2 protein-coding genes are annotated in these 600 nt (G+C 56.2%); one reads left to right on the top strand and one right to left on the bottom strand.

The window, feature by feature from the left end:
* Positions 1–191, bottom strand: a 191-nt coding sequence (locus tag ACX3P0_RS25330) for a DUF488 family protein (protein ID WP_459092994.1), incomplete at its 3' end; no start/stop codon positions are given.
* A gap of 253 nt (positions 192–444) precedes the next feature.
* On the opposite strand from ACX3P0_RS25330, the gene ACX3P0_RS25325 reads away from it, so the two are divergent.
* A partial coding sequence (locus ACX3P0_RS25325) for a hypervirulence associated TUDOR domain-containing protein (protein WP_459092992.1) occupies positions 445–600 on the top strand: 156 nt, incomplete at its 3' end.

The raw sequence follows: 600 nt of genomic DNA, 5'->3' as shown, positions 1-600 counted from the left end.
CGAAGTCCGCCAAGCGCGGCGATATGCTTATAGCCGATCTGCCACGGCGCCAAGGTTCCTGGGAGACTTTCGCCGTTGAACTGCGGATTCGTGCGCGAGCGCGGCATCGACCTCACATCGACAACGAAATCGACGCGGGACTCCCGAAGCAGATCGACGAATTCGACGATTGTCCGCGTCGAGTGGCCTATGGTGAAGAAGCTGTTCGTGTTGGCTCCAACTTAACAGTGGTGCAGGCGACTGCACCCGCATCGCCTGAGATCGTAGTCGTTTACGTTTCAGATCAAAAGCACCATGCATCTGGGCTACGCGATTTCACTGGAACCGAATTTGAGCGCGGCGGTTGAATGATAGATCACTGCCGTTCAATCGCAGATTAAAGGTACGTGCGGCAGTATGGTTCCATAGGAGCCTTTCTCATCTTCTGGGTCAGGTCGAGCGGTCATGACGGATAAATTCAAAATCGGTGAGCGTGTGGGCTGGGATTCGGAAGCCGGGCGCGTCAGCGGCACGATCGTTCATGTGCATGAGCGCGATTTCGAGGTCCACGGCTACACGCACCATGCGAGTGCGGAAGCGCCGCAATACGAAATCAAGAGC

The sequence above is a fragment of the Mesorhizobium sp. A556 genome (genome assembly GCF_054489545.1).
This window is presented reverse-complemented; position numbering and strand designations above follow the sequence as displayed.